The following is a 22,758-nucleotide window of genomic DNA, read 5'->3' as shown; positions in this document are numbered from 1 at the left end:
GCATCATGGCGGTGTCCGATCCTGCTGTCCGATCCTGCTGTCCGATCCTGCTGTCCCGAAGGGTGCTCCCATCCGTCCCGCTGCCCGGACCGTGCTCGGCGTGCTGGTCGTGCTGCTCCTCGCGGGGTGCGCCGTCGGTCCGAGCCGGCGGCCGCCCGTGGCCACGATCAACAGCGACGAGCCCCCGGCCCCGACGTCGAGCGCGCCCACCGCCCCGCCGCCGCCCCCGTCGCTCCTGCCGCCCCTGGTGGCCACCTCCCCGCAGCTCGACTTCACCGAGTGCACGGCCGGCCAGCTCACCCGCCTCGGCGGCGCCGCCGCGCTGGGCGGGCGCGACCTGCGGCTGGGCTGCGCGACGGTGCCGGTCGGCGGCGGCTACGGGACGGGGTCGACCACCGGGGCCGCCGAGGTCGAGGTCACCCGGGTCACCCTCGGGCCCGCCCCCGCCCTCCCGAGCGTGCCGATCGCGGTGCTCGGCGACCCGGGCCGCCGCTCGGGCACCGAGCAGGCCGTGCGCCTCGCCGCCCGCGCGCCCGCCGACCTGCTCGCCGGGCGCACGCTCTACGGCGTCGACGTCCGCGGGGCCGCCTCCGGCGGGGTCGACTGCATCACGCCGAGCACCCGCGCCGCGATCGACGACGCCGACCCGACGGCGGCCGACCCCACCGCGCTGGCCCCGCTGGCCGCCGCGGCCGCGACGGCGGCCCGGACGTGCTCGCAGCTGCTCGAGGACTCCCTGACCGAGTACGGCACGGCGACCGACGCGGACGACCTGGACGAGGTCCGGCGCGCGCTCGGCACGCCCCGGCTGCACGCGATCGGGCTCGGCGGCGGCGCGGCCACGCTCGCCCGGTGGGCGCAGGACCACCCCGACCAGCAGGGCCGGCTCGTGCTGGACGCGCTGCCCGATCCCACCGCACCGGTGGGCGTGACCGCCGACCAGCGCGCCGTCGCCGCCCGCGCGGCCCTCGACGCCTTCGCGACGAACTGCGTCGCGACGGCGTGCCCGCTCGGGGCCGACCCGCGCGGCGCGGTCACCGACCTCCTCGCCCGGCTGCGGGCGGCCCCGCTGCCCTCCCCGCCGACCTCGACCGGGACGCTGCCCGACCGGGAGCTCACCGCGGGCACCGTCGTGAGCGTGCTCGCCGCCGAGCTCGCCGAGCCGGACACCTGGCCGACCCTGGCCGCGGCCCTGTCCCGGGCCCGCGCCGGGGACCCGGCCGGGGTCATCGCGCTGGCCGACACCGCCGAGAACGACGGCGGGTTCGACCTCGCGCTCGTCACGACCTGCAACGACGAGGGGGAACGCCCGACGGTCGACCAGGTCGCGCAGGCGTCGGCCCGGGCGCGCGGTGCCGACCCGGTGTTCGGCGGGTGGTTCGCCCAGCGCGCCCTGGTCTGCTCCTCGTGGCCGGTCCCCACCACGCCACCGGCCCCGCTCGCGGGGACCGCCGTCCCGATCCTGCTCGTCGGGACGACCGCGGATCCGCTCGTGCCGCTCGCGGAGACCCAGCGCGTGGCGGCGGGCATGCAGGGCACCGCTCTGGTGTCGTGGCTCGGCGCGGGCCACGGCGCCTACCCGTCGACGCCGTGCATCACCGGGGTCGTCGAGGACTACCTGCTCCGCGAGGACGTCCCCCGGGAGGGGACGGTCTGCCCACCCTAGGACGACCCGGGCCCGACGAAGATCATCCGGGCCTGCCGGGCCGCCCCCGCGCCCGTAGGGTGCACGCCGTGCCGTTCCCGCGCCTCCCGCGTCTGCTCGACGCCGCCCTCGACCGCCTCGTGGTCCCCGGCTACTCGAAGCTGGGCTACCTCGCGCGGTCGGCCGGCTGGGAAGCCCTGCCGTCGGACGCCCTGGCCGGGCGCACCGTCGCCGTCACCGGCGCGAGCTCCGGGCTGGGCGCGGCCACGGCGACCGGCCTGGCCGGGTGCGGCGCCGACGTGGAGCTGGTCGTGCGCGACCGCGGCCGGGGCGAGGCCGCCCGGGACACCGTCCTCGCGGCGCACCCCGACGCCCGGGTGACCGTCGCCCGGTGCGACCTCGCCGACCTCGCCGACGTGCGTCGCTACGCGCTCGACGCCCGCGACCGGCTGCTGGCCCTGCACGGGCTGGTGCACAACGCCGGGGTGCTCCCCGGCGAGCGCGTCGAGACCGCGGACGGGCACGAGCTCTGCCTCGCCACCCACGTCCTGGCGCCGTTCCTGCTGACTCGCGAGCTGCTCCCGCTGCTGCGGGCCGGCTCGCCGCCGGACCGGCCCGGCGACCCGGCGCGCGTGGTCTTCGTGTCCTCGGGCGGGATGTACACCGCGTCGCTGCGCACCGACGACCCGGAGTACACCGAGGGCCGGTACTCCGGGGGTGCGGCGTACGCGCGCACCAAGCGGATGCAGGTGGTGCTGGCGGAACTGCTCGCCGACGACCTCGCGTCCGCCGGGGTGGCGGTGCACAGCATGCACCCGGGCTGGGCGGACACCCCCGGTGTCGCCGACTCGCTGCCCGGCTTCCACCGCCTGACCGGCCCGCTGCTGCGTACCGCGGAGCAGGGCGCCGACACCGCGGTGTGGCTGGCGGCCGCGGCCGAGCCGGGCCGCTGCAGCGGGGTGTTCTGGCACGACCGCGCACCCCGCCCGACGCACTGGCTGCCCGGCGAGGAGTCCGCCGCGCAGCGCGCCGCGCTGTGGGCCTTCTGCGTCGACGCGACCAGCTCCGCCCCCACCCACTGAGGTCCTGCTCACCCGATCGGCCGCATCCGGACTGCGACGGTTAACGCCGTCGGGGTTTCCGCCGATGCGCCGGACGAGAGCCCCGTGACGGAGCGGGGGACGGCGCCATCGGGGGCGATCGGAATGACCCAGGAGACCGGGCGGCCGGGCACACCGGCACCCACGCCGCGACCGACCGGCGACGGCGGCGCGGCCCCGGACCGGCGCCCGCCGCAGAGCTACGGCCCGCGTCCGATGGCCGGCGGCCCGCGGTACGCGCCGCACCCCGGCCGGCCCGGGATGCCCCTGCAGGGGCCGCCCGGCCAGGGGTGGGCGCCGGGCTGGGTCCCGATCGAGGACGGTCCGGAGTACGACGCCGACTACGACACCGACGACCCGCGCCCGCCCGGCAACGGTGCGGCCGCGTTCTCCGCGGTGCTCGGCGTGCTCGCCCTGCTGGTGAGCCTGCGCCCGCTGGCCTTCGGCAGCATGGCCCTGGCCTGGGACACCTTCGTCGGCATCGGGATCGCGCTGCTCGCGCTCGTCGCCGGTGCGGTCGGCCTGCGCACGCCGGTGCGCCGCCCGGTCGCCGCGGTCGGCATGACGCTGGCCGTCGTCGCACTCCTCGTCGTGGCGGTCCTGCCCACGTTCTAGCTAGAACGTGATGACGAGCCGGCCCCGCACGCCGCCGGCCTCGAGGCGGCGGTGGGTCTCCGCGGCCCGCTCGGCCGGGACGGTGTCCGCGACCCGCAAGGTCACCACGCCGGACTCCGCCTGCTCGCGCAGCCGGTCGAGCGCGGCGCGGTTGCGGGCGTAGTCGCGGACCCACACCGGGTGCCAGGTGATGCCGCGTCCGCTGCCGCCCTCCGGGCCGCCGTAGCCGCGCACCGTCGCGATCCGGCCGCCGTCGGCCAGGGCCGGGACGAGGGCGTCGCCCTGCAGCGAGCCGTCAGCGATCCCCGCGACGCCCTCCGGCACCGCCGCGCGGATGCGGTCCGCGACGTCGTCGCCGCGGCGCACGAGGACGTCCGCCCCGAGGCCGCGCACGAGCTCCTCGTCGGCCTCGGAGGAGTCCGCGACCACCCGGAGCCCGTCGGCCTTCGCGAGCTGCACCACGTAGCCCCCGAACGCGCCGGCCGCCCCGGTCACCGCGAGCGTCGCGCCGGCGGGCAGGGCGAGCTCGTCCAGCGCGAGCCGCGCCGTCAGCCCGTTCATCGGCAGCGTCGACGCGGCGGCGTGGTCGGTGCCCGCCGGGGCGTGGGCCACCGAGTCGGACGGCAGGGCGATCCGGGAGGAGTAGCCGCCGCGCGACCCGCCCGGCACGACGATCCCCATCACGCGGTCGCCGACCGCGAGCCCGCTGCCGCCGGTCTCCTCGCCCAGCGCGGCGACGGTGCCGGCGACGTCCATCCCCGGGACGTAGGGCGGCGGGTCCTTCGCGAGGACCTTCGCGCGGGCACCGTTGCGGGTGAAGGTGTCCGTCGGGCTGACCGCCGCGGCGGCCACGTCGACGACCACCTCGCCGGGACCGGCCTCCGGCTCCGGCAGCTCCACGATCTCCAGGGCCTCCGGCCCGCCGAACTCCGTCACTCCGACTGCACGCATGGGACCGGGCCTTCCCCGCCCGGGTGGCCGGCACCCCTCGGTGAGGTGAAGCAGACACGCGGGGGCCGCCGGCGCCGGCCCGGAGCTGGCACCGTCGGGCGGCATGCGGCCCGACCCCGTGATCGACGACCCGACGCCCATCTTCGACGAGGTGGACCGGTGTGCCCGGCGCCCGGGAGCCCCGGCGTCGATGCTGTCCTTCACCCCCGCGGACCCCGCGCCCCCGGGGACGGCCCGGACCGTCCTGGCGCTCCTCGCGGCCGCCCGCGAGGAGCGGGCGCCGCGGCACGCCCTGCGCCGGTGAAGATCGTCCGGGGCCGTACGATGCGCGCGTGACGTCGCCCGGGTCCGCGCCGCCGGCCTCCTTCGACGTTCCCGTCTCTGCCTGGGCCGACGCCGAGGGCCGGGAACGCACCCGGCGCACCCGCCGTCGACTCCTGCGCGCCGCCGCCGACGCCTTCGACGCCCGGGGGTACCGCGGGGCGGCGCTGAGCGACATCCTCGCCGGCGCGGACCTGACCAAGGGCGCGCTCTACTTCCACTTCTCCTCGAAGCAGGCGCTCGCGGACGCGCTGATGACCGAGGTCTGCGACTCGTGGGAGCTCGTCCGCGAGGAGATCGGCCGGTGGGGCGTGGACCCGGTGTGGCGGCTGCTGCTCGAGACCGACGCCTACGTCGCGCGGTGGATGTACGACCCCCTCGTGCGCGGGATCAGCCGCGCGATCTCCGAGCCGGACCTCCGCGAACAGCGCCTCGCCTGGGTCACCGGATGGGAGTGCGCCACCGCGGATCGACTCCGGGACGCGGAGGCGGCGGGCCTCCTGGCCGAGCGCGTCGACCCGGACCGTGCGGCACGCGCGGTGGTCGCGGTGGCCTCGGGGTGTCACACCATCGCCGACGGTCCGGACGACCTGTGGACGCGCATGAGCGAGTCGTGGGAGGGCCTGGTCCCGATCCTGACCGGTCCGGCCTGGCAGGCGCGGTGGGCGACCTCGGGGTGGCGCGACCGGCCCCGTCCGGACCCCGCGCGCTACCGGACGGCCCGCGAGCCCTGACCCGCGTCGGGCGCGGTCCGCTCCAGGGCGTCCCAGCCCTGGTCGGCGGCCCGCGCGGCGTGCTCGGCCGCCGCTCCCCCGCGCAGGCCGAACAGCCGCTTCGCGATCAGCAGGTACACGATCACGGCCAGGTTCACGACGAGCGCGACGACCTTCGTCGGCGTCACCCGCACGCTCAGCTCGTACAGCTCGGGGATCAGCAGCACCGACGTCGCGACGAGCGTGAGGTACTCCGCCCAGCGCCGGCCGCGCCACAGCCCGATCGCCTCGACGCCCTCGAGCAGGGCGTAGGCGGCGAGCGCGACCCCGACCAGGACGATCGTCGAGTTCTGCGCCGTGAACGCGCTCGTCACCTCGCCGACGAGCCCGTCGTGCAGGCGGTCGCCCAGCCCGAGCGTCGCGCGCAGGGTCTCGAGGACCGCGAAGAACGGCCCGCGCAGCGCCTCCCGGTCGGCGAGGAACACGAACACGGCCGCCGCGGCGAGTCCGAGCCCCAGGACGTGCAGGAGCCGGTCGATCGCGATCAGGCGCAGCACGAACCGGTCGCGCAGCGCCCGGCCCCGCAACGGCAGGTCGACCTCGGCGCGGGTCGGGAGGTGCTCGCGGGTCGGGGTCGTCGGCGCCGGCAGCGGGAGCCAGGAGTCGCAGCGCAGGCACCGGTGCCAGCGCGTCCCGCCCTCGGACCGCACGACGATCCGCGGGTCGGACCCGTCGTCGGGCGGGTCGAGGGACGCGGCGTCGGTGCCGAGCAGGGCGTGGCCCTGCAGACCGCAGCTGATGAGCTCGTAGTGCAGGCGCGGCCGGAGCCGGGCCGGGGGCACGGTGCCCGGCGGGCGGTGGGTCCACGGCTCACCCGTCATCACGCGAGCCTAGGGCGGACCGGCCCCGAGTGGTGATCGCGGCGCGTGGGGGTCACGCTGGACGGTGACATGAGCGCACCCCTCTCCGCCCGCGCCCGCCGTCTCGGCCTGGCCGGTGCCGCCGCCCTGCTGCTGTTCGTCCCCGCGTGCTCGTCCGACGGCGGGTCGTCGTCGGGCGGGCAGCCCCCGTCCGAGGTCGCCGCGACCGCTCCGGTCGCCGCCGCGCCGACGGGCCTCGTCGAGAGCCCCGTCGCGGTGCCGCCGGGGCTCGGGGACGCCCCGTTCGACACGCCCCGGCAGGTGCTGACCCCGCCCGGCTGGACGGTGTCGGTGTGGGCGCGCGTGCCGGAGGCCCGGCTGGAGACGTGGGCGCCGGACGGGTCGCTGCTGGTGTCGCTGCCCGGCAGCGGTGAGGTCACCCGGCTCGTCCCCGGCGCGAACGGGGCCCCGCCGCAGCGGTCGACGCTCGCGAGCGGCCTGACCCAGCCGCACGGCATGGCGTTCGACGGCAGCACCCTCTACGTGGCCGAGAGCGACAAGATCACGGCGTTCGACTACCGCGACGGCGCGGCCACCGGGAAGCGCGTCGTGGTGCCGAACCTCCCCGACGAGAAGAGCCCGGATCTGAAGGGCGCGTACGCGCACGCGCTCAAGACCGTGGTCGTCGGGCCGGACAAGTCCCTGTACGTCTCGGTCGGGTCGACCGCGAACGTGTCGCCGCAGGACCGCGAGGCCACCCCGCAGCGGGCCGCGATCCTGCGGGTTCCGCCGGGCTCGAGCACCCCGGAGGTCTTCGCCCGCGGGGTCCGCAACGGGACGGGGCTGGCGTTCGCGCCCGACGGGAAGCTCTGGACCGCGGTGAACAACCGCGACAACATCCCGTGGCCGTGGCCGGGCCCGCAGTTCGGCCAGGTGCTCCCGGACTACGTCGACGACCACCCGCCGGAGGAGCTCGCCGCGCTCACCCCGGGCCGCGACCTCGGCTGGCCGTACTGCAACCCGGAGCCGGACACGCAGCCGGGCACGCCCGACTCACCGATGCGGTCCGCGGACCTGCCGTTCACCCGCGACGCCGAGACGAACGCCGACGGTTCGAAGCTGGACTGCTCGGCGCTCCCGCCGCTCGAGCAGACGTTCGGCGCGCACTCCGCGCCGCTCGGGCTCGCGTTCGCGGACCTGCCGGGCCTCGGCTCCGGGGCCGTCGCGGGCGTGCACGGCTCGTGGAACCGCCAGGCCCCGCGGGCCCCGGAGGTCTCGTTCTTCCCGTGGAACGGCGGCCGGATGAGTGACCAGCAGACCCTGGTCGGCGGCTTCCAGGCGTCCGACGGCTCCCGCTTCGGCCGCCCGGTCGCCGCGGTGCCCGGCCCGGACGGCGCGCTCTACGTGTCCGACGACGAGGCCGGTGCGATCTACCGGGTGGCCCGCAGCAGCTGATCGACGCTGCGGGTCACGAGCTCGGCCGCGTTCGCCCGCGAGCGGGCGAGGTCGGGCTCGAGGTCGGCCAGGGCGGCGGTCCCGACGATGCCCGCCCCGGCCAGCTCCTCCGCGCTCAGGTCGATGCTCCCGGCGACGGCGAGCACCGGCACGCCGGCGGCCCGGGCCCGGGCGGCGACCCCGGCCGGGCCCTTGCCACGCAGCGTCTGGGCGTCCAGGCGGCCCTCCCCGGTGATGACGAGGTCGGCGCCGGCCAACCGCTCGTCGAACCCGAGGAGCTCGGCCACCAGGTCGAAGCCGGGGCGCAGCCGCGCGCCGAGCAGCGTCATGAGCCCGAAGCCCGCTCCCCCGGCTGCGCCGGCGCCCGGGACCTCGGCGAGGTCGCCGCCGACGACGCGCGCCCAGTGGGCCAGCGCGCCGTCCAGGGCCGTGACGTCGGCCGGTCCGGCGCCCTTCTGCGGCCCATAGACCGCCGCGGCGCCGTGCGGGCCGAGCAGCGGGTTGTCGACGTCGCAGGCGACCTCGAGAGTGGCGGCGAGGACCGGGGGCCGGTCCACCGCGACGACCTCGGGCAGCCGACCGCCGCCGACCCCCGCCGGGAGCTCCCGTCCGTCCGCGTCCCGCAGGACCGCCCCGAGCGCCTGGGCCAGCCCGGCCCCGCCGTCGGTGGAGGCGCTGCCGCCGATCCCCAGCACGACCCGCCGGACCCCGGTGTCGAGCGCGGCGCGCAGCACCTCGCCGAGGCCGTAGGTGGACGACCGGTACGGCTCGAGGTCGCCGGGGAGCCGGACCAGCCCGCACACGTCGGCGAGCTCGACGACCGCGGTGTCCCCGTCGCGGGCGTACGAGGTCGCGACCGGCTCGCCGGTGGGGCCGGCCGCGGTCAGCCCGCGGCGGGTGAACCCGGCCGCCACGGCCGCGTCGACGGTGCCGTCGCCGCCGTCAGCGATCGGACACAGCTCGACGTCGTGTCCGTGGGCCCGGAGGACACCCGCCACGGCGTCGGCCACCGCGACCGCCGTCAGGGAACCCTTGAACTTGTCCGGGGCGACCAGCACGCGCATCGCGGTGACCGCCTACCCGTGCACGACCACGCCACGGATGATCTTGCCGTCGCGCAGGTCCTGGTAGCCCTCGTTGACCTGGTCGAGCGTGTACTGCTTCGTGACGAGCTCGTCGAGCTTGAGGCTGCCCTTGTTCCAGAGCCGCAGCAGCCGCGGGATGTCGTTGTGCGGGTTGCACGACCCGAACTGGGCGCCGCGGAGGACCTTCTCGCTGCGGACCATGAGCGCGCTCGGGAGCTGGATGGTGTTGTTCGCCGCGTTGGCCTGGCTGACCAGCACGACCGTCGAGCCCTTGCCGACGATGTCGAAGGCCTGCCGGATGACCGTCTCGTCCATCACGCCCACGGTGAGGATCGCCTGGTCCGCCCCGTTGCCCCAGGTCAGCTCCTTGACCGTGGTGGCGGCCTCCTCGGCATCCGCGAACACGTGGGTCGCGCCGAAGGACAGCGCGGTCTCGCGCTTGAACTCGACCGGATCGACCACGACGACGTACTGCGCGCCCGCCTGGGCAGCGCCCTGCACCGCGTTCATCCCGACCCCGCCGGCGCCGAAGATCACCGCGGTGTCGCCCGCCCGCACCCCGCCGGCGTTGACCGCGGAGCCCCATCCGGTCGGGACGCCGCAGCCGGCCAGCACGGCGACCTCGAGCGGCAGCCACGGGTCGACCTTCACCGCGGACCGCGCGTGGATCGTGGCGCGCTCCGAGAACGTCCCGAGCATGCAGAAGCCGCCGAGGTCGGTGCCGCCCCGGTGGTAGCGGAACGTCCCGTCGGGCATGCAGCCCTGCAGGATGTTGGCCCCGATGTTGCAGAGGTTGGTGTGCCCGGTCTCGCAGTACCGGCAGTAGCCACAGCTCGGCATGAAGCTGCACACCACGTGGTCACCGGGCTCGAGGTGCGTGACGCCCTCGCCGACCGACTCGATGATCCCCGAGCCCTCGTGGCCGGCGACGATCGGGAAGCGCGGGGAGTCGCCGTAGATGCCCTCGACCAGGTGGAGGTCGGAGTGGCACAGACCGGAGGCCGTGAACTTGACGTGCACCTCGCCGGGCCCGGGTTCGTCGACGTCGAGCTCGACGATCTCGAACTCCGTCTGCCCCTTGTCCATCACTGCCGCACGAGTCTTCACCCGGTCACCTCACTGACGATCCGAACCACGGCGTTCCTGCCGGCCCACACTTCCAGGGATCGGGTGTGCGCGGGGAGGGGCAGCGCGGCGGTGATCGCGACAGACCGTCCGGTCGGATCCACGAACGGGTTACGCTGACCGAGCGACGGGCACCTGCACCGGCCGCCGTCGGGGGACGGCCGGGCAGGTGCCCGTCGTCCGTCTTCCCCGGGAGAATGAACGAGCCCGGGCCGTCAGGTCGGGGGTCTGACGGCGCCGGGCTCGCACGGGATGTCGTCCGCGCCCGACAGGACGTTAACGCGGCAGCAGAGTGACGCCGGTCACAGTCGCGGTGGACCCGAGTACGCGCCGAGGAAACGGTCGCGGAACGCCTCCATCGGCCACGTCGGGGCGTCCGGCGTCGGCCGCAGGCCCGGGCTCCATCCCCACGAGCCGACGCGGTCCAGGACGGCGGGGTCCCGGCTGAGGATCGAGATCGGCACGTCCTTCCCGGCGCCGGGTCCGGTCACGAGCGGCGCGGGCTGGTGGTCGCCGACGACCACCACGACGAGGTTCGGGTCGGCCGACCGCTGCACCCACGAGGTCAGCGCGTCCATCGTGTAGGCGACGGAGTGCGCGTAGTCCTGCCGGACCTGCTCGGTGGAGCGCGCGGCCGCGTCGGTCGGGGCCGCCTGCGCGGCGAACTGCGAGCCGTCGCCGAGGGTGTCCCAGTCGACCATGTGCGGCAGCGGGGTCCACGGGGCGTGGCTGGAGACGAGGTCGACCTCGGCCATCACCGGTCCGCGGGCGGGTCGGTCCAGCTCCAGGCGCGAGACCCGGTCCAGGACGACCTGGTCGGGCATCGACGCCCAGCCGAACGACGGTCCGCGGTAGCCGAGGTCGTGCACGTTGTAGGCGCGCTGGTAGCCGTAGAACCGGCCCTCGGGCCAGGCGCGGGTGGTGCCCGGTTGGACGGCGGCGGTCTCCCAGCCGGCGCGGGCGAAGGCGGCCGACAGTGTGAAGCGGTCCGACGACGTGAGCGTGTAGTAGCGCTGCTGGTTGTCCACCCGCAGCCCGGAGAGCAGCGTCGCGTGCGCGAGCCAGCTGCCGGACCCGACCACGCTCGACGTCAGGAACCCGCTCCTCGCCCCGTACCCGGCCCCGGCGAGACGCGCCTGACCGGCGTCGACGGCGGGGGCGACGGTCGCGGCGAGGCCCGGGTCGTCGAGGGCCGACCGGCCGTAGCTCTCCACGATCGCGACGACGACGTCCTTACCGCGCAGCCCGCCGAGCAGATCGGCCGCGGGCGCGTCGGCCCAGGCGTCGGAGCCGGACTCCGCGCGGAACCGCTGCGCGTCCGCGAACGCGGTGCGCATCGCCGCGGCCCGGTCGACCGTGGCCGCGGCCGTGGTCGCCGCCGCGACCGGCACGCCGGGCACCGTCTGCAGCCCCGCGACCGCGCCGACGAGCCAGACGCCCCCGAGCGCCGCGAGCACCCGCAGCGTCCCGCGCCGGTGCCGGGCGGCGGCGCCGGCGACCCGGCGCGCGGCCATCCCCGCGCCGGCGACGAGCAGCACCCCGAGCACGATCGCCGCGACGATCGCGGCGACCTCGGCGGCGGACCCGTAGGTCGACCCGACGAAGCCCACCCCGTCCTCGAGCAGCGGGCTGTCCAGCACCGGGTCGAACGGGCGCGCGAGGACGGAGACGAACCCGACGTCGAACGCCGTCAGGACCGCCCCGACCCCGAGCAGGACGCCGACGACGACGGCGAGGAGACGGCGCCACCGGTCGGGCAGGAGCACGAGCAGCGCGAGGCCCGCGACGCCCTCCAGCGGGAGCCGCAGGTAGGAACCCCAGACCAGCGCCGACGGGTCCCGCGGGGCGACCAGCACCGCGACGAGCACGAGCGCGGCGAGCCCGGTCAGGAGTCCCCGCCACCACGAGAACTCCGTCCCGACGACAGGTGTGGTCCGCTGCGCGGCCCCGGGGTCGGCGTGCCGGGCCAGCCACTGGACCGACACCCCGAACGACCAGACGAGGGCCACGAGCGCCGCCCCGACCAGCGCGGCCGCCGCCCAGCCGGGCAGCACGTGCGCACTCGCCACGACCAGCGCGACGCCCTGCAGCGCGGCGACCACCTTCGCCGAGTACCGGGCCGGCAGGGGCGCGGTCAGCCACGGCCAGACCCACCCGGCGGCGACGAACAGGTAGCGCATCCCGCCGACGAGCAGCACCCACGGGCCGAGGTCGGAGGCGACGTACACCGCGAGCAGGAGCAGCAGGAACGCGTCGGACTCCATGTCGAACCGCGCACCGCGCTCCGTGCACGTGCCGGTCCGGCGCGCGACCCACCCGTCGACCGCGTCCAGCGCGAGCGCCGCGACCGTGAGCCCGACGAGCACGACGTCCCGCACCGGACGCCCGGCCAGATGCTGCACGACGAGGCCCGCGACGCCGGCGATCAGGACCAGCCGCAGCAGGGTCACGCTGCCCGCGGGGCCGAGGGAGCGCTCCCCGCTCCTCGCCAGCAGCGCTCCGCCGAGGACGAGCACGAGTGCGCCGCCCATCAGGCCCACACCGCCGAGCCCGGACGTCGTGTGCAGGGCCGCGAGGAGGGCGGCGCCGAGCAGACCCGCCGTCGTCAGCTGGGCCGCGATCGGCGGCGCCAGCAGGGTGCTCCCGCGCTCTGGCAGGGTCGGTTCTCCTGCGGCCATGGAGCACGATCCTCCCCGAGGCCGTGACCCGACCGTGATGGAGGAACTCTGTACTCCGCACGCAGCTTCCGCGTACTCCGTCCTGGCGAAGCGACCGTGCTCGACGTCGGGCTCCCGCCCCCCGGGCCGGACGACGTCGTCGTGCGCACCCGGCACTCCGCGATCAGCCGCGGGACGGAGCTGCTGGTCTACCGGGGTGGGGTCCCGGCGTCGCAGGCGCAGCGGATGCGGGCCCCGTTCCAGGTCGGGGAGTTCCCCGGTCCGGTGGCCTACGGGTACCTCGCGGTCGGTGTCGTGGAGGCGGGGCCGGACGATCTCGTCGGGCGTGACGTGTTCTGCCTGCACCCGCACCAGACGCGGTTCGTGGTGCCCGCGTCCGCGGTGTCGGTCGTGCCCGACGACGTCCCCGCGGCCCGGGCCGTCCTCGCGGGCACCGTCGAGACCGCCGTGAACGCGCTGTGGGACGCGGGGCCGCGGGTGGGCGACCGGATCGCGGTCGTCGGGGCGGGGATGGTCGGCGCCTCGGTGGCCGCGCTGCTCGCGTCGATCGCGGGCGTGCGGGTGCAGCTGGTGGACGTGGAGGCCTCGCGGGCGGGCACGGCGGGCGCCCTGGGCGTGGGGTTCGCGACGCCGGAGGACGCCCTCGGCGACTGCGACCTGGTGTTCCACACCAGCGGCACGGCCGCCGGGCTGGCACGGTCCCTGGAGCTGCTCGGCGTCGAGGGCGAGGTGATCGAGATGTCCTGGTACGGCGACCGGGCGGTGTCGGTCCCGCTCGGCGAGGGGTTCCACGCCGGGCGGCTGGCGGTGCGCTCGAGCCAGGTCGGGATGGTGTCGGGGGCCCGGCGCGCGCGGCGGACCTACGCCGACCGGATGACGCTCGCGCTGCGGCTGCTCGCCGACGACCGGTTCGAGGCGCTGATCACCGACACCGTGCCGTTCGAGGCGTTGCCGGAGACCATGGCGCGGCTGGCGGCCGGGGCACCCGGGCTCGCGGTCCGCGTCGACTACTGAAGGGGATGTTCACCCTGTTTGCCGTGACCGTCCGCGACCACGTGATGGTCGCCCACAGCTTCCGCGGCGAGGTCTTCGGACCGGCGCAGGCGCTGCACGGCGCCACGTTCGTCGTCGACGCCACCTTCCGGCGCCCCGAGCTCGACGCGGACAACATCGTCGTCGACATCGGGCTCGCGACGGCCGCGCTCGGCACCGCGCTGGAGGACCTCCGCTACCGCAACCTCGACGAGGTCGAGGAGTTCGCCGGCGAGAACACGACGACGGAGTTCCTGGCCCGCGTGATCGCCGACCGCCTCGCCACCGCGATCCACACCGGAGCGCTCGGCGAGGGCGCCCGGGCGATCGCGACGATCGCGGTCGAGCTGCACGAGTCGCACGTCGCGCGGGCGGGCTACGAGCGACCGGTGTGACGGTTCACGTGGTCGTCCCGGACGACCTCGACGCCGTCCCGAGCGGCGGCAACGTCTACGACCGCCGGGTCCTCGAGGTCTCGGGGTGGGACGAGCTCCGGGTGCCGGTCGGCGACGACGGCGCCCTCGACACGGCCCTGCGATCCGTACCCGACGGCCGGTCGGTGCTGGTGGACGGGCTCGTCGGCGCGCGGTTCCCGGACGTGCTCGGGCGGCACGCGGCGCGGCTCCGGCTGGTCTCGCTGGTGCACCTGCCGCTGGCGGACGAGCGCGGGCTCGCTCCCGGGCGTGCCCGGGAGCTGCGCGCGCTGGAGACGGCGGCGCTCGGGCACGCGGGGGCGGTCGCCACGACCAGCCGGTGGACGGCGGAGCGCGTCGTGGCCGTCCACGGCGTCGACCCCGCCCACGTGCTCGTCGCCCCGCCCGGGGTGGACCCCGCCCCGCCCGCGCCCGGGTCGGCGGTGACCGGGGTGCGGCCGCGCCTGCTCTGCCTGGGCGCGCTCACGCCGACGAAGGGGCAGGACCTGCTCGTCGACGCGCTCGCCGGCCTGCACGACCGGGACTGGACCTGCTCGCTGGTCGGGCCGGCGACGCGCGATCCCGGGTTCGTCGCGGGGCTGCGGGGGCGGGTGGCGGCGCACGGGCTGGCCGATCGGATCGCGGTGACCGGCCCGCTCGTCGGGCCGCGGCTGGACGCGGTGTGGTCCGCGACCGACCTGCTCGTGGTGCCGTCGCGGATGGAGACGTTCGGGATGGTGGTTCCCGAGGCCCTCGCCCGGGGCATCCCCGTGCTGGCTGCCGACGTCGGCGGGATCCGCGAGGCGGGGCCCTCGGCCTTAGTGCCCGCTGAGAACGTTGGTGCCCTGGCAGGAGCCCTGCGCCACTGGCTGGGGGACCCGGTGCGGCGGAGCGGGTGGAGGATCTCAGCGTCCGCGCGGCGAGGCACGCTGCCCTCGTGGATCACGACCGTGCACCGGCTGCGCCCCGCGCTCGCCTGACCGAGCCGGGCTCCCCCGTCTGCACCCCGGACTGGCTGGCGCTGCGCGAGCCCGCGGACCACGAGGCGCGCTCGGCCGTCCTCGCGGGCGAGCTCGACGCGGCGCTCGGTGCCGGGTCCGTCGTGATCCGCGACCTCGGCTGCGGCACGGGGTCGATGGGGCGCTGGCTCGCGCCGCGCCTGCACCGGCCGCAGCGGTGGTACGTCCACGACCGCGACGCCGACCTCGCCCACCACGCGTCCGCCGCGCTCCCCGAGCCGGCCACACCCGTCGTCGGGAACGTGACGGAGGTCGACCTGGGCGGCACCGACGTCGTCGTCTGCTCGGCGCTGCTCGACCTGCTCACCGGCGCGGAGATCGAGCGGCTGGCCGACGCCTGCGCGGCCGCGGGCGCCGCCGTGCTCTGGACGCTGACGGTGTCGGGCCGGGTGCTGCTCGACCCCGCCGACCCGTGGGACGACCGGGTGGCCGCCGCCTTCGACGCCCACCAGCGCCGGGACGCGCTCGCGGGCCCGGACGCCTCGGACCTCGCCGTCGCGGCCCTCGAGCACGCCGGGTACGCGGTGCGCCGGGAGGCCTCGCCGTGGCGCCTCGCGGCCGGGGAGTCGCTGGCCGAGGAGTGGGTGCGCGGGTGGGTCGACGCCGCCGCCGTCCAGGAGCCCGCGCTCGCCGCGGACCTGGACGCGTACCTCGGCCGGCGGCTCGCGCAGCCGTTCGCCGCCGAGGTCGGGCACGTCGACCTGCTGGGGCTGCCGCGATGAGGTTCGTGAAGTTGCTGGTGGGGGCGCTGCTGGTCGCCGCCGTGGTCGTGCACCTCGGAACGGGGGCCGTCGTCGACGGCCTGCGCGCGGTCTCGGGGAGCTCGCTGGCGGCGGCCCTCGTGATCGGATTCGTGACGACGGCGGCCTCGGCCGCGCGGTGGTGCCTCGTCGCGCGGGGCGTGGGCCTGCGACTGGCGCCGGGGCGGGCGCTCGCCGACTGCTACCGCGCCCAGTTCCTCAACTCGGTGCTCCCGGCCGGGGTGCTCGGCGACGTGCACCGCGCGGTCGACCACGGCCGACGCAACGCCGACGTGGCGCGCGGGGTCCGCGCCGTGGTGATCGAGCGGGTGGCGGGGCAGGTCGTGGTGATCGCGACGTGCGCCGCGCTGCTGGTCGCGCTGCCCTCCCCCGCCCGCGAGCTGGTGGACCCGGTCACGGTGCTGACCGTGCTGGCCGTCGTCGTGGCGGTCGCGCTGGCGGTCGTGTCGCTGGCGTCCCGCAGCCGGCGCCCCGTGGCCGCGCGCCTACGGCGGGGGCGGGCGATGGCGGAGTCGTTCGTCGACGACCTGCGCGACGGGCTCCTCCGACGCGGGACCGGACCCGGCGTCGTCGGGCTCTCGCTGGTCGCGACCGTGGGGCACCTGGCCCTGCTCGCGGTCGCGGCGGGGCCGGTCGCGCCACTCGGCACGCTCCTCCCCCTGCTCGCCCTGGCCCTGCTCGCGATGGGGCTGCCGGTCAACGTGGGCGGGTGGGGCCCGCGCGAGGCGGCGATGGCCGCGGCGTTCGGCGCGGCCGGGCTGGGTGCGGAGGCCGGGCTCACGGCGGCCGTGACCTACGGCGTGCTCGCACTCGTCTCGTGCCTGCCCGGCGCCGGCGTGCTCCTGCTCGGGCGCATCGCGCTGCCCCGTCCGGCGCAGGCCGACGCCGCCGCTCCGGCGAACTCGCCTCGCCTCACATATCGGACACGCCCCGCGTCAGTAGCGTGAGCCGGATGCTCACCCTCGTACGACACGGCCAGACGCAGGCCAACCGCAGCGGCCTGCTGCTGGGCCGCGCCGACCCGCCGTTGTGCGCGCAGGGCGTCGAGCAGGCGGCCGTCCTCGCCCGGGCGCTCCCCCGCCCGGCGCGCCTGGTGTCCAGCCCGCTGACGCGGGCGCGGCAGACGGCCGAGATGTTCGGGGTGCCGGTCGAGGTCGACGAGCGCTGGATCGAGATGGACTACGGCACGCTCGACGGCTGCCCCTCGACCGCCCTGGACGCCGCGGGCTGGCGGGCCTGGCGGGACGACCCCGCGCACGTCCCCGCGGGCGGCGAGTCGGTGGCGGCGGTCGGCGAGCGGGTCCGGGCGGCGTGTGCGGACCTCGCCGCCGATGCGGCCTCGGACGACGTGGTGGTCGTCAGTCACGTCTCGCCGATCAAGGCCGCGATCGCGTGGGCCCTCGGCGTGGGCGACGAGGTGGCGTGGCGGATGTGGGTCGAGGACGCCGCGGTGTGCCGGATCGACACCTCCGGCTCGACCCCGCGGCTCCTCGCCTTCAACGACCTCTCCGCCCACGCCGCCGCGCTTCAGCCCCTGCGGTAGGTGCAGACGAGCGTGCCGGTGGCGGCCGTCGTGCACTCCACGAGCTCCAGGCCGCGACTGTTCCCGTTCCGCGGGAAGATCGACTTCCCGCCGCCGAGGACGACCGGCTCGATCATCAGGCGGTACTCGTCGACGAGGTCGGCGTCGACCAGCTCCCGGACCACCGACGGGCTGCCCATGACGAGCACCCGGCCGTCGCCCTGCGGGTAGTGGCGCGGGTCGTCGATCACCGTCGAGTTCGCCCAGGCGCTCGCGTCGGTGAGGGTGCGGCTGACGACGTACTTCGGGATGGCGTTGATCCGGTCGGCGAACGGGTCGCCGGACTGCGCCGACCACGCCGGCCCGGACACCTCCCAGGTCCGCCGCCCGAACAGCATCGCGTCGGCGGAGGTGATGGCGTCGTCCCAGGCCGCGCCCATGACCGCCGGGTCGAAGTAGCGCATCGACCAGCCGCCGTGGGCGAAGCCGCCGTCGCGGTCCTCGTCGGGTCCGCCGGGCGCCTGGACGACGCCGTCGAGGCTGGTGAAGGCGGTGACGACGATCTGCATGGTGTCCTCCTCGGGGTGGGTTCGCCCGTGCGTCGGACGAAGAGGACGGGTTTCGACAGGACTCGCGAGATTTCTCGCGGGCCGGGAGTGGACAGGCCCTAGCGTGGTCGAGGTGATCCTGTCGAAGGACCGCGACGCGCGGCTCGTGACGATCCGGCGCGGCGGGACGCTGACCGACGCCGACCACCACCTCCTCGCGCTCTGGGCCGCGGAGTGCGCCGAGCACGTCCTGCCGCTGTTCGAGGCGGAGCGGCCAGACGACCCCCGGCCGCGGGAGGCGATCGAGCACGCCCGGGCGTGGACGCGCGGCGAGGTCCGCATGATGACGGCGCGCGCGGCCGGTGGGCACGCGATGGGAGCGGCGCGGGACCTGCGGGGCGCGCCGCGGTTCGCCGCCTACGCCGCGGGGCAGGCAGGCGCCGTCGCCCACGTCGCCGAGCACGACCTCGGCGCGGCCGCCTACGCGATCAAGGCGGTGCGCGCGGCCGACGGCGACGCGGCAGGTCGTCGGGAGTGCGCCTGGCAGCGCGAGCAGCTCCCGGACGCCGTCCGGGACCTCGTGCTGGACGACCAGCGCCGGCGCAACGAGCTCTGCTGGTGGGTCTTCGACTGACCCGTCGAGAGCTACACCAGGCACCTCCGCGGGCCCCGGGAGGTGCCTGGTGTACCTCTCGCGGCCGCGTCGGATGCCGGCCGCCGGCAACCTGTCGCCGAGAAGCACATGAGACACCTCCTCGGGCTCGGGAAGGTGCCTGGTGTACCTCTCGGCCGACCCGCGAAGGTCACTCCCGCGCACGACCCGTCGTCGGGAAGAATCACCCGCGATGACCGATACCACCGTGCGGAGCACCGGGCGCCTGCGCGGCGTCCTGGACCGCATCTCCGAGGCGCGTCGCGGGGACTCCTCGGAGTCGCTCGCGGCGGTGTTCCTGCTGGTCGCGACCCTCCTCGCGCTGATCTGGGCGAACTCGCCGTGGGGCTGGACCTACGAGGCGTTCTGGCACACGCACATCTCCATCCAGGTCGGCGGGACGGGCGTCGACCTGGACCTGCAGCACTGGGTCAACGACGGCCTGATGGCGCTGTTCTTCTTCGTCATCGGCCTGGAGGTGAAGCGGGAGCTCGCGATCGGCGAGCTGCGCGACCGGTCGCAGGCGATGGTCCCGCTGGTCGCGGCGATCGCCGGACTCGCGGTGCCCGCGGTGCTGTTCCTGCTGCTCAACCCGTCCGGGCCGGAGGCGTCCGCGTGGGGCGTCGTGATCTCCACCGACACCGCGTTCCTGCTCGGGGCCCTGGCGGTCGTCGGGCCCGGGCGGGCGGAGCGGCTGCGGATCTTCCTGCTGACGCTGGCGGTCGCCGACGACGTCGGCGCGCTCGCCGTCATCGCCCTCGTCTACACCGACGAGCTGCACTGGATCCCGCTGGTGGTCGCGATCGTCGGGCTGGCCGCGGTCTGGCAGCTGCGGCGGCTGCGGGTGTGGCGGGGCGGCGGCTACCTGGTCGTGTCGCTGGTGACCTGGGTGGCGCTGCACGAGTCGGGGGTGCACGCGACGCTCGCCGGGGTGCTGATCGCGCTGCTCCTGCCGGTGTACCCGCCGAAACGCCGCGAGGTGGAACGGGCGGCCGAGCTGACCCGCCGCTTCCGCCAGTCGCCCAACCCGGAGTACGCCCGCACCGCACGCCTCGGCCTCGACCGGGCCGTCAGCGTCAACGAACGCCTGATGCGGCTCTACCAGCCCTACACCGCGTTCATCATCGTGCCGCTGTTCGCCCTCGCCAACGCGGGTGTCGCGCTGAACGCCGAGACGCTGCGTGCCGCCGCGACCTCGCCGTTGACCTGGGGCATCGTCCTGGGCCTCGTCGTCGGGAAGTTCCTCGGGATCACGGGGGCGACCGCCGCCCTGCGGCGCCGGCTCCCGCCCGGCCTGACGATGCCGCAGGTCGCGGGCGGCGCGGCGCTGTCCGGGATCGGGTTCACCATCTCGCTGTTCATCGTCGACCTCGCCCTGGCCGACGACGAGGCGCTGGCCGACCAGGCCCGGATCGGCGTGCTGGCGGCCTCGGCGCTGGCCCTGGTGCTCGGCGCGGTCGTCTTCAAGGTCGCCCCGACGCCCGAGGGCCCGTCGCGCGACCTGCTCCGCCCGGTCGATCCGCGGCGCGACCACATCCGCGGACCGGTCGACGCGCCGCTGACCATCGTCGAGTACGCCGACTTCGAGTGCCCGTTCTGCGGGAAGGCGACCGGCGGCATCCGGCAGGTCCGCGAGCACTTCGGGGACCGGCTGCGCTACGTCTTCCGGCACTTCCCGCTCGAGGAGTACCACCCCGACGCGCGGCAGGCCGCGGAGTTCTCCGAGGCCGCGGCCGAGCAGGGCCGGTTCTGGGAGACCCACGACCACCTGTTCGCGCACGCCGACGCCCTCGACCGGGACTCACTCGACCGGCACGCGGTAGCGCTCGGCCTCGACGTCGGGCGGCTCGAGGAGGACCTGCGCGACGGCGACACCACGAACCGGGTCGCCGACGACGAGATCGACGCGCGGACCAGCGACCTGCCCGGCACGCCCACGTTCTTCCTCGGCGCCGCGGGCACCGTCCCGCAGCGCCTGGAGGGCCCGCACGACGCGGCCACCCTGATCGCGGAGCTCGAACGGGTGGACGCGGCGCGGCGGGCCGCCCGATAGGTCAGGCGGTCTGCGGCTCCCAGAACCGGAGCCACTGCGTCTGCGGGGCACCGTTCAGCTCGGTGAGCACGTGCTCGGCGAGCGGCTTGTCGGTGTCGGTGACGACGTAGCCCTGCTCGCCGCGCGTCGACAGGGCCTGCCCGATGACGTTGGCCCCGCTGTCGGCGAGCAGCTTGTTCAGGCCCGCGAGGACCCCCGGCTCGCTGGAGTGCAGGTAGCCCATGCGGTACGCGCCGGGCGGGTTCGGCGGCGCGACCTCGGGCAGGTTCACCGACAGGGCGGTGCTGCCGCCGGCCACGAACCCGAGCAGCTTCGTCGAGACGAAGTGCCCGATCTCCTCCTGGGCCTCGGCGGTCGACCCGCCGACGTGCGGGGTGAGGATGACGTTGTCCAGCCCGCGCAGCGGCGAGTCGAACGCGTCGCCCTGGGCCTTCGGCTCGACCGGGAACACGTCGATCGCGGCGCCCGCGATGTGGCCGGTCTCGATGTTCTCGCGCAGCGAGTCGTAGTCGACGACCATGCCGCGGGAGGCGTTGATGAAGATCGACCGCGGCTTCATCTGCGCGAACTGCTCCGCGCCGAACAGGCCCGCGTTCCCGGGGCGCCCGTCGACGTGCAGGCTCACGACGTCGGCCTCGGCCAGCAGCGCCTCGAGCGACCCCACCCGGCGGGCGTTGCCGTGGGCGAGCCGGTCGGCGGTGTCGAAGAAGATCACGCGCAGGCCCACGGCCTCGGCGACGTTCGACAGCTGGGTGCCGATGTTGCCGTAGCCGACGATCCCGAGCGTGCGCCCGCGGATCTCGTGGCTGCCCTTGGCCGACTTGTCCCAGATGCCCTCGTGCATCCGCAGCGTCTTCTCGGTGAGTCGCCGGGCCAGGGCGATGATCTCGCCCAGCACGAGCTCGACGACGGAGCGGGTGTTGGAGAACGGGGCGTTGAACACCGCGATCCCGCGCTCGGCGGCCGCGGCGAGGTCGACCTGGTTGGTCCCGATGCAGAAGCAGCCGACGGCCAGCAGGTCCTTGCCCGCGTCCAGCACCTCGGCGGTGATGGTGGTGTTGGAGCGGATCCCGAGCAGGGACACCCCGTCGAGGGCCGCGACGAGCTCCGACCCGGACAGGGACCCCGGGCGGGCGTCGACCTCGAGTCCGGCGCGGCGGAACGCCTCGGCAGCGGTCGGGTGGATGTTCTCGAGCAGGAGCACCTTCACCCGGAGCACCCTAGGCGGGTCTCCCGCTCGTGTCGGCCCCCTGCGGAGCAGCTCGGGCCGCTGACCGGGCGAAAGAGCCCGCGCGGCGCGATGCAGGTCACGTTCTCGGCACCAGGCGTGTGCGGTCCGTGACGAACGAGCGAGCACCCTCGGCGGTCGGACGGCCGTGCAACCGCTGCACGTGCTCGATGATCATGACAGCGGCCGGTTCGGACGCCAGGATGCTCGCGTGACCGAGCCGGAGGCCCCGCCCGTCGTCGCCGTGGTCGGCGCCGTGCCCGGGACGGTCGCCGACGCCGCGGTCGCCGCGGCCCGCCTGGGGGCGGACGTCCGGCTGGTCGGCCTCGCCGCCGGGGGCGCCGGCACGCGGGACCTCGCGACCGAGGGCGTGGACGTCTCCGCCGTCACCACGGCCGGCCACCTCGACGCCGACCCGGTGCGCCGTGTCCTGGAGGGGATCGAGGGCCTCAGTGCGGTGCTCGTCGGGACGGACGTGTCCGCGGCCGTGGTAGCGGCTGCGGTGGGCACCGCCGCGCAGCGGGGCGTGCGGTGCGTCCTGGACCCGGACCCCGTCATCCCCACCGTGCTCGGGCTGCTCGACCTCGGCGCGGTGCTCACGCCGGACGCCGCGGAGCTGGCGGACCTGGTGCGCCGCGGCGCGAGCCGGGAGGCCGCCGGGCGCCCGCCCCACGAGGCCGCCGCGACCCTGCACTCGTGGAGCGGGGCACCCGTCGTCGTGACCCTCGGGGCGGACGGTGTGCTGCTCGCCGACGGGGGCCGGGTGCGCCGGCTCCCGGCACACCCGGCCACCGTGGTCGACCCCGCCGGCGCCAAGAGCGCCCTGCTCGGCGTCCTCGCCGCCCTGCTCGCGGGCGGCGAGGACCTCGAGGACGCGCTGGGCGTCGCCGTGGTCGCCGCCGCCCTCGCGACGACGGCCCCGGGCCCGCGCGCCGCGATGCCGACCGGCGAGCAGCTCGACGCGGCACTCGGCTGATCGCGG

The 22,758-nt window shown here is 76.1% G+C and carries 22 protein-coding genes; 15 read left to right on the top strand and 7 right to left on the bottom strand.

Features of this window, described 5'->3' with window-relative positions:
* Positions 1–100 precede the first annotated feature (100 nt).
* The 3 genes from QRT03_RS11595 (at position 101) to QRT03_RS11585 (ending at position 3,360) form a co-directional block, all read left to right on the top strand.
* On the top strand, positions 101–1,666 hold the full coding sequence (locus QRT03_RS11595) for an alpha/beta hydrolase (RefSeq protein WP_286052914.1): 1,566 nt from the start codon (positions 101–103) through the stop codon (positions 1,664–1,666).
* A gap of 68 nt (positions 1,667–1,734) precedes the next feature.
* Entirely contained in the window at positions 1,735–2,727 is a 993-nt protein-coding gene (locus QRT03_RS11590; protein WP_286052913.1) for an SDR family NAD(P)-dependent oxidoreductase, read from the top strand.
* 123 nt (positions 2,728–2,850) lie between these two features.
* Positions 2,851–3,360 (top strand): hypothetical protein, encoded by a 510-nt coding sequence (locus tag QRT03_RS11585; RefSeq protein ID WP_286052911.1) that lies wholly within the window; start codon positions 2,851–2,853, stop codon positions 3,358–3,360.
* Here the strand turns inward: QRT03_RS11585 and QRT03_RS11580 are convergent, their stop codons facing one another.
* Positions 3,361–4,311 carry an NADP-dependent oxidoreductase gene (locus tag QRT03_RS11580; RefSeq protein WP_286052909.1) on the bottom strand — a complete coding sequence of 317 codons (951 nt, stop codon included), beginning with the start codon at positions 4,309–4,311 and terminating at the stop codon, positions 3,361–3,363.
* A 103-nt stretch (positions 4,312–4,414) separates the two neighbouring features.
* Here QRT03_RS11580 and QRT03_RS11575 point away from each other — a divergent pair, with 103 nt between their 5' ends.
* A complete protein-coding gene (locus QRT03_RS11575) occupies positions 4,415–4,615 on the top strand; it encodes a hypothetical protein (RefSeq protein WP_286052908.1) in 201 nt (66 codons plus the stop codon).
* 28 nt (positions 4,616–4,643) lie between these two features.
* Entirely contained in the window at positions 4,644–5,366 is a 723-nt protein-coding gene (locus tag QRT03_RS11570) for a TetR/AcrR family transcriptional regulator (protein WP_286052907.1), read from the top strand.
* Here the strand turns inward: QRT03_RS11570 and QRT03_RS11565 are convergent.
* Positions 5,342–6,226, bottom strand: a complete 885-nt coding sequence (locus QRT03_RS11565) for a DUF2127 domain-containing protein (protein ID WP_286052905.1) — start codon at positions 6,224–6,226, stop codon at positions 5,342–5,344. The genes QRT03_RS11570 and QRT03_RS11565 overlap by 25 nt on opposite strands.
* Positions 6,227–6,295: 69 nt before the next feature.
* Here QRT03_RS11565 and QRT03_RS11560 point away from each other — a divergent pair, with 69 nt between their 5' ends.
* Positions 6,296–7,660 carry a PQQ-dependent sugar dehydrogenase gene (locus QRT03_RS11560; RefSeq protein ID WP_286052903.1) on the top strand — a complete coding sequence of 455 codons (1,365 nt, stop codon included), beginning with the start codon at positions 6,296–6,298 and terminating at the stop codon, positions 7,658–7,660.
* Here the strand turns inward: QRT03_RS11560 and QRT03_RS11555 are convergent.
* The 3 genes from QRT03_RS11555 to QRT03_RS11545 all read right to left on the bottom strand — a co-directional run bounded on the left by QRT03_RS11555 (position 7,636) and on the right by QRT03_RS11545 (position 12,548).
* A complete protein-coding gene (locus tag QRT03_RS11555) occupies positions 7,636–8,724 on the bottom strand; it encodes a glycerate kinase (protein ID WP_286052902.1) in 1,089 nt (362 codons plus the stop codon). The two genes, QRT03_RS11560 and QRT03_RS11555, sit on opposite strands and share 25 nt — an antisense overlap.
* 12 nt (positions 8,725–8,736) lie before the next feature.
* The gene (locus QRT03_RS11550) at positions 8,737–9,852 is read right to left on the bottom strand and encodes an NDMA-dependent alcohol dehydrogenase (protein WP_286052900.1); all 1,116 of its coding nucleotides are present in this window, start codon (positions 9,850–9,852) and stop codon (positions 8,737–8,739) included.
* A gap of 320 nt (positions 9,853–10,172) precedes the next feature.
* Entirely contained in the window at positions 10,173–12,548 is a 2,376-nt protein-coding gene (locus tag QRT03_RS11545; protein WP_286052899.1) for a CDP-alcohol phosphatidyltransferase family protein, read from the bottom strand.
* Positions 12,549–12,596: 48 nt separating this feature from the next.
* Between QRT03_RS11545 and QRT03_RS11540 the strand changes: the two genes are divergently transcribed.
* From QRT03_RS11540 to QRT03_RS11515, 6 genes are read left to right on the top strand one after another with little or no spacing between them, the layout of a single operon-like run.
* Positions 12,597–13,562 (top strand): zinc-dependent alcohol dehydrogenase, encoded by a 966-nt coding sequence (locus QRT03_RS11540; protein ID WP_425604830.1) that lies wholly within the window; start codon positions 12,597–12,599, stop codon positions 13,560–13,562.
* Positions 13,563–13,576: 14 nt separating this feature from the next.
* Entirely contained in the window at positions 13,577–13,975 is a 399-nt protein-coding gene (locus tag QRT03_RS11535) for a 6-pyruvoyl trahydropterin synthase family protein (protein WP_286053356.1), read from the top strand.
* Positions 13,972–14,973: a glycosyltransferase family 4 protein gene (locus QRT03_RS11530; protein WP_286052896.1), complete on the top strand. Its 1,002-nt coding sequence runs from the start codon at positions 13,972–13,974 to the stop codon at positions 14,971–14,973. Before QRT03_RS11535 ends, QRT03_RS11530 begins: the two co-directional genes overlap by 4 nt.
* On the top strand, positions 14,931–15,734 hold the full coding sequence (locus tag QRT03_RS11525; protein WP_286052895.1) for a methyltransferase domain-containing protein: 804 nt from the start codon (positions 14,931–14,933) through the stop codon (positions 15,732–15,734). The genes QRT03_RS11530 and QRT03_RS11525 overlap by 43 nt, the downstream gene beginning before the upstream one ends.
* Positions 15,731–16,720: a lysylphosphatidylglycerol synthase transmembrane domain-containing protein gene (locus tag QRT03_RS11520; RefSeq protein ID WP_286052894.1), complete on the top strand. Its 990-nt coding sequence runs from the start codon at positions 15,731–15,733 to the stop codon at positions 16,718–16,720. The genes QRT03_RS11525 and QRT03_RS11520 overlap by 4 nt, the downstream gene beginning before the upstream one ends.
* 5 nt (positions 16,721–16,725) lie before the next feature.
* Positions 16,726–17,316: a histidine phosphatase family protein gene (locus QRT03_RS11515; protein WP_286052892.1), complete on the top strand. Its 591-nt coding sequence runs from the start codon at positions 16,726–16,728 to the stop codon at positions 17,314–17,316.
* Here the strand turns inward: QRT03_RS11515 and QRT03_RS11510 are convergent.
* On the bottom strand, positions 17,301–17,864 hold the full coding sequence (locus QRT03_RS11510) for a dihydrofolate reductase family protein (protein ID WP_286052890.1): 564 nt from the start codon (positions 17,862–17,864) through the stop codon (positions 17,301–17,303). The two genes, QRT03_RS11515 and QRT03_RS11510, sit on opposite strands and share 16 nt — an antisense overlap.
* Positions 17,865–17,976: 112 nt before the next feature.
* Between QRT03_RS11510 and QRT03_RS11505 the strand changes: the two genes are divergently transcribed.
* Positions 17,977–18,477 carry a putative immunity protein gene (locus QRT03_RS11505; protein WP_286052889.1) on the top strand — a complete coding sequence of 167 codons (501 nt, stop codon included), beginning with the start codon at positions 17,977–17,979 and terminating at the stop codon, positions 18,475–18,477.
* Between the two features lie 211 nt (positions 18,478–18,688).
* Positions 18,689–20,548 (top strand): Na+/H+ antiporter NhaA, encoded by a 1,860-nt coding sequence (nhaA, locus tag QRT03_RS11500; protein WP_286052888.1) that lies wholly within the window; start codon positions 18,689–18,691, stop codon positions 20,546–20,548.
* Position 20,549: 1 nt separating this feature from the next.
* On the opposite strand, the gene serA is transcribed toward nhaA, so the two are convergent.
* On the bottom strand, positions 20,550–21,758 hold the full coding sequence (gene serA, locus QRT03_RS11495; protein ID WP_286052887.1) for a phosphoglycerate dehydrogenase: 1,209 nt from the start codon (positions 21,756–21,758) through the stop codon (positions 20,550–20,552).
* A 229-nt stretch (positions 21,759–21,987) separates the two neighbouring features.
* Between serA and QRT03_RS11490 the strand changes: the two genes are divergently transcribed.
* On the top strand, positions 21,988–22,752 hold the full coding sequence (locus QRT03_RS11490) for a PfkB family carbohydrate kinase (protein ID WP_286052886.1): 765 nt from the start codon (positions 21,988–21,990) through the stop codon (positions 22,750–22,752).
* The last annotated feature ends 6 nt before the right edge of the window (positions 22,753–22,758 follow it).

The organism is Actinomycetospora termitidis (assembly GCF_030286555.1).
Lineage (GTDB): Bacteria > Actinomycetota > Actinomycetes > Mycobacteriales > Pseudonocardiaceae > Actinomycetospora > Actinomycetospora termitidis.
The sequence above is the reverse complement of the archived record's forward strand: the minus strand, read 5'-3'. Positions and strand labels throughout refer to the sequence as shown.

What these genes read in the sequence shown, in the direction of transcription:
- QRT03_RS11585 (WP_286052911.1), top strand. Translation starts at nt 2,851, where the DNA reads ATGACCCAGGAGACCGGGCGGCCGGGCACACCGGCACCCACGCCGCGA.
- QRT03_RS11580 (WP_286052909.1), bottom strand. Translation starts at nt 4,311, where the DNA reads ATGCGTGCAGTCGGAGTGACGGAGTTCGGCGGGCCGGAGGCCCTGGAG.
- QRT03_RS11575 (WP_286052908.1), top strand. Translation starts at nt 4,415, where the DNA reads ATGCGGCCCGACCCCGTGATCGACGACCCGACGCCCATCTTCGACGAG.
- QRT03_RS11565 (WP_286052905.1), bottom strand. Translation starts at nt 6,226, where the DNA reads ATGACGGGTGAGCCGTGGACCCACCGCCCGCCGGGCACCGTGCCCCCG.
- QRT03_RS11560 (WP_286052903.1), top strand. Translation starts at nt 6,296, where the DNA reads ATGAGCGCACCCCTCTCCGCCCGCGCCCGCCGTCTCGGCCTGGCCGGT.
- QRT03_RS11555 (WP_286052902.1), bottom strand. Translation starts at nt 8,724, where the DNA reads ATGCGCGTGCTGGTCGCCCCGGACAAGTTCAAGGGTTCCCTGACGGCG.
- QRT03_RS11545 (WP_286052899.1), bottom strand. Translation starts at nt 12,548, where the DNA reads ATGGCCGCAGGAGAACCGACCCTGCCAGAGCGCGGGAGCACCCTGCTG.
- QRT03_RS11520 (WP_286052894.1), top strand. Translation starts at nt 15,731, where the DNA reads ATGAGGTTCGTGAAGTTGCTGGTGGGGGCGCTGCTGGTCGCCGCCGTG.
- QRT03_RS11515 (WP_286052892.1), top strand. Translation starts at nt 16,726, where the DNA reads ATGCTCACCCTCGTACGACACGGCCAGACGCAGGCCAACCGCAGCGGC.
- QRT03_RS11510 (WP_286052890.1), bottom strand. Translation starts at nt 17,864, where the DNA reads ATGCAGATCGTCGTCACCGCCTTCACCAGCCTCGACGGCGTCGTCCAG.
- nhaA (WP_286052888.1), top strand. Translation starts at nt 18,689, where the DNA reads ATGACCGATACCACCGTGCGGAGCACCGGGCGCCTGCGCGGCGTCCTG.